Raw genomic sequence first — 3863 nt, forward strand, 5'->3', positions numbered from 1 at the left:
CAGGCGCAAGGCGACACGCCCCAGATTGCGTTGTGAATCGGGGTCTGACGGATCGTAGCGATGGGCGTTGTCAAAAGCTTGAAACGCATCTTCCAGTGCGCCTGCCTGAAGGTGCTGTCGCCCCAGCTCAAACCAAGCCAAGGCATAGCGCGGGTTGGCGCTGACAGCGCGTTTGAGCCATGTCGTGATTTGGCCTGTCTTGCCCGATGCTTCCAGAACTTTGGCGAGATTGTAGAACACCTCAGCAGGGGCCGCCTTGCTTTTGGACAGCCGCCGCAGCAACCGCTCCGCGCTGGCCCAGTCTTGGGCAGCAAGCAACGCTGGGAGATGTTTCATTGCGTCCATATCTGAGCCTGCCGAAGTGTCACAAGGGTTTCACGTGTCTTGCCTAAAAGCATAGCAAACAAGAGGACACAGGTCATGTATGAAGATATCTTCGCACTTCCGGGAAAATTTTGGCGCGGCAATTTGCACACGCATTCAAAGCGCTCTGACGGGGTGCTTGACCCCGCCGAAGTCTGCCGGCGCTACAAGGCCGAGGGCTATGATTTTATTGCGCTGACCGATCATTTCATCGGGCTGTATGATTACCCCATCACAGATACCACAGGGTTCAGGGATGCAGGGTTTACCACCTTGCTGGGGGCTGAATTGCATTCCGGAGCAATGGAAAACGGCGAGCTCTGGCATATTCTGGCCGTTGGGTTGCCTGCGGATTTTGAAAGGCCAAATGCCCCCGGCTTTCACCCCTTGGCGGATCAGGAAACTGGGCCTGCGCTTGCAGCACGCGCGGCAGAGGCGGGCGCTTTTGTGGCTGTGGCGCACCCTGAATGGTCTGGCCTGACGACGGCGGATGCACGCAGGATGGAAGCGGTTCATGCCATCGAGGTATACAACCACGGATGCGCTGTTGGGTGTGACAGACCGCACGGGTTTTACACGCTGGACCAGTTGCTCAGTGAGGGGCGGCGGTTATCGCTCTGTGCCACCGATGATGCGCATTTCTCAGAGCCAGACCATTTTGGCGGCTGGGTCATGGTCAAGGCGGTGGAAAACACGCCGGAGGCTTTGCTTGCGGCGCTGAAGGCAGGTCATCATTACAGCACGACCGGGCCCGAACTGCGGGGCATTCACTGGAGTGATGGTTCGGTCCATGTGGAAAGTTCGGCGGTTCAGTCTGTGATCGTGCAAGGAAAGGGGGCCGCTGCGACGGCGGTTCACGGCCATTCGATGACCTCAACACATGTGCCGCTTGAGCGGTTTGCGCAGTGTGACTGGTTGCGTGTGACGGTGGTTGATAAATCTGGGCAGCGCGCCTGGAGCAACCCTGTTTGGCGCGACGAGGTGACGGCAACATAAACCCAGAGCTAAGGGATAATGTCACCTGAATTGCCGAGGGATGCCAAGGCAATGCGCCAGATCCGCTCCACACCCTTGTGGCAGCGGGTCAAGTCCGCCTCGGGCACCACTAACAAAAAACAGGCTTGTGCCGTTGATTGATGTGAGAGGATAAGCTTAATGTATACTCAGCGTTCCAAATACGTTTCTGAACTTACCAACACGCGCCTTATTTCGCATATTGAACGGTTTTTCAGTGCAGCCGACAAGAGCGGCTCACTCACACCTTCAGAGTTCGGCCAATTATACATCAAAGCAAAATTAAGTGCGAAGCAGTTGCGTCTGAATGCCGTCAACGGCGAAAACACCTCCCTGAACGCCAAAACCGTAGATATTTTCGCTTTTGTAGACCAGCAAATTACCGGAAGCTATTCTTCGCTAAAGTCAGATAATACGGTGAAGTTGAGAGAAGTGCTGCACCACCTCAGGGCCGTTGTGACGAATTAGCCGGCCTTCTCTAAACCAAATATCTGTGTATGGATGAGACCAATCACCCCTGCAACAGCGACAGAGCACCTTGTGGCGCCTGATGAGCGCGGCCCAGAAGCTGCATGGCCGCTTGCTGAAGCACCTGTGCTTTCACAAACCTCGACATTTCAACCGCAAAGTCGGCATCTTCAATCGTGCTCCGTGACGCTTGGGTGTGCATAACCTGGTTGCCCATATTGCTGATTGCATGGTCCAAACGGTTCTCGATGGCCCCCAAATTGGACCTGACCGAATTGATATTTTCAAGCGCACGATCCAAGATGGCCAAAGCTTTCGTCGCCCCATCCGCTGTCGACAAATCGATGGATCCAACAGAGCCGGCATAGACGATTTCCTCCGCCCCAGCGCCCGAACCACCGGAGGATCCAGATCCCCCGGACCCACCAACCCCGCCAGAACCAGGCGTGCCCGCTCCGGCTGCGCCGGACGGTGTTGCATATCCGACCGTGCCAGACGCCACATTGTAATATTGAGCGCCACTGCTCAGGCCTGCTGCACTTTGCAACGCCCCGGTGCCAGTTCCGTCAGATATGCCAAGTGCAGTTTGTAGGGTCGCGTCGCTCGCGTTGGAAATACTTACGCTGCTTGAGGTGCCGGTTGAGTTGGATGTGATTGTCAGAGGGCTGTTTACGGTTACGCCAACAGCATCGGAGGCGAACGCAAGATCGATTGCCGCATCAAGATCGTCAGCAAAGTCCTGAAGCGTGTGCCCCCCAGATGTATAATCTTTTGCCGCAAGTGTGACCGTTTGAGAAACCCCATCAATAGACAGATCGAAAGTAACGTCGGCCGCAAAGTTCTGAAGTGTTGCGTCAAACTGCACAAAGCCGGCTGTTGGCCCTGTAAACTCAAGATACTCGACGTTTGTGATCGTGTCTGTGCCGTCTCGGCTGGCTGTGTTGTCAGCAACAGTTACAACAGATCCACTTGTTGAGATGGTATAATCGTCGCGCGCGCCGCTAAATTTGGCAACGTCTGCATCACCGGTGCCACCATCCAGGGTGTCATCCCCACCATTCCCGACAAGCAAGTTGTTAAGATTGTTGCCCGTGATGTCGTCATCGCCGGCACCCCCAAGAGCGTTTTCAATCTCGACGCCATACGCAATCGCAACGTTGTCTACGCCGGAATACAAAAGCGACGCAGCGTTCATATCTGAAGACACAGCATCGCTGCGACTGTCGCTTGCTGTATCCAACCATGAAACGATCCCCGCATAGACACCGGACAAATTGGAGTTGAGAGCGCTCAATTGCTCAGTCGCTGAAAAAATGCCGATCGACGAGAAAGAACCAGCCGCCAAGTTAATTTCCGAGGCGCGTGTTTGGGCAGATGCATCAATCGCATCAATGCCATCGCTGTCATAAATGGTTTGAATGGTCTGGGGAGTGTCTTCAAAACTATAGGTGTTATCTCCGGTGCGCGTGTCTTCTGCGGCGCCATACAAATACTGCCCTGTCAAAATGTCATATAACATCGGCGTTGACGCAGAAATATCTGTGAAACCATAGGAGACTGAATACCCACCACTCGTGGAAATATTCTCTATCTCGTCGTAGGTGTAGGTGTTCGTGCCGTTGTCGTCATTTACGGTAACGGTAAACATCTGGTTGCGGTCCACATTTGTGTAAGACATGAATGTGTTGCGCATGATGTCCAAGTTGTCAGGCAGCGCTGTGCCTGTAACGCTGCTGCCGTCTCCAAAAGGATGGCTTAACCCGATTGCGTGGCCCACTTCGTGTAGAGCCGACCTGAAGCTGTATCCGTCAGCGCCTACCCCCGAGCTGTCAAACGCAGAATTATCAGCCGTCTCAAACCAGATGTCGCCGTTTACAGCGTTGTTCCCTGGCGCATAGGCAAACGCGGCGCGACCGTATTCTTCACCGTCGTCTGTAAAAGCAACACGGAGTTCGCCAACCGCGTCAGAACCCGCACTCTCATCAACTTCAGAAAAGTCTATCGCGAGAACATCATCC

4 protein-coding genes are annotated in these 3863 nt (G+C 54.4%); 2 read left to right on the top strand and 2 right to left on the bottom strand.

The window, feature by feature from the left end:
- The coding region (locus Q0478_RS12835) for a tetratricopeptide repeat protein (protein WP_298679890.1) at positions 1–336 on the bottom strand (336 nt) is incomplete at its 3' end.
- A gap of 84 nt (positions 337–420) precedes the next feature.
- On the opposite strand from Q0478_RS12835, the gene Q0478_RS12840 reads away from it, so the two are divergent.
- Together Q0478_RS12840 and Q0478_RS12845 are read left to right on the top strand one after the other, a co-directional pair.
- Positions 421–1359, top strand: coding sequence for a CehA/McbA family metallohydrolase (locus Q0478_RS12840; protein ID WP_298679892.1), 939 nt, complete (start codon positions 421–423; stop codon positions 1357–1359).
- 159 nt (positions 1360–1518) lie between these two features.
- Positions 1519–1845, top strand: coding sequence for a hypothetical protein (locus tag Q0478_RS12845; RefSeq protein ID WP_298679894.1), 327 nt, complete (start codon positions 1519–1521; stop codon positions 1843–1845).
- Positions 1846–1888: 43 nt separating this feature from the next.
- On the opposite strand, the gene Q0478_RS12850 is transcribed toward Q0478_RS12845, so the two are convergent.
- Positions 1889–3863 (bottom strand): flagellin (locus tag Q0478_RS12850; protein WP_298679896.1); only part of this gene is annotated, 1975 nt, incomplete at its 5' end.

The sequence above is a fragment of the uncultured Lentibacter sp. genome, assembly GCF_937123735.1.
Taxonomy (GTDB): Bacteria; Pseudomonadota; Alphaproteobacteria; order Rhodobacterales; family Rhodobacteraceae; genus Lentibacter.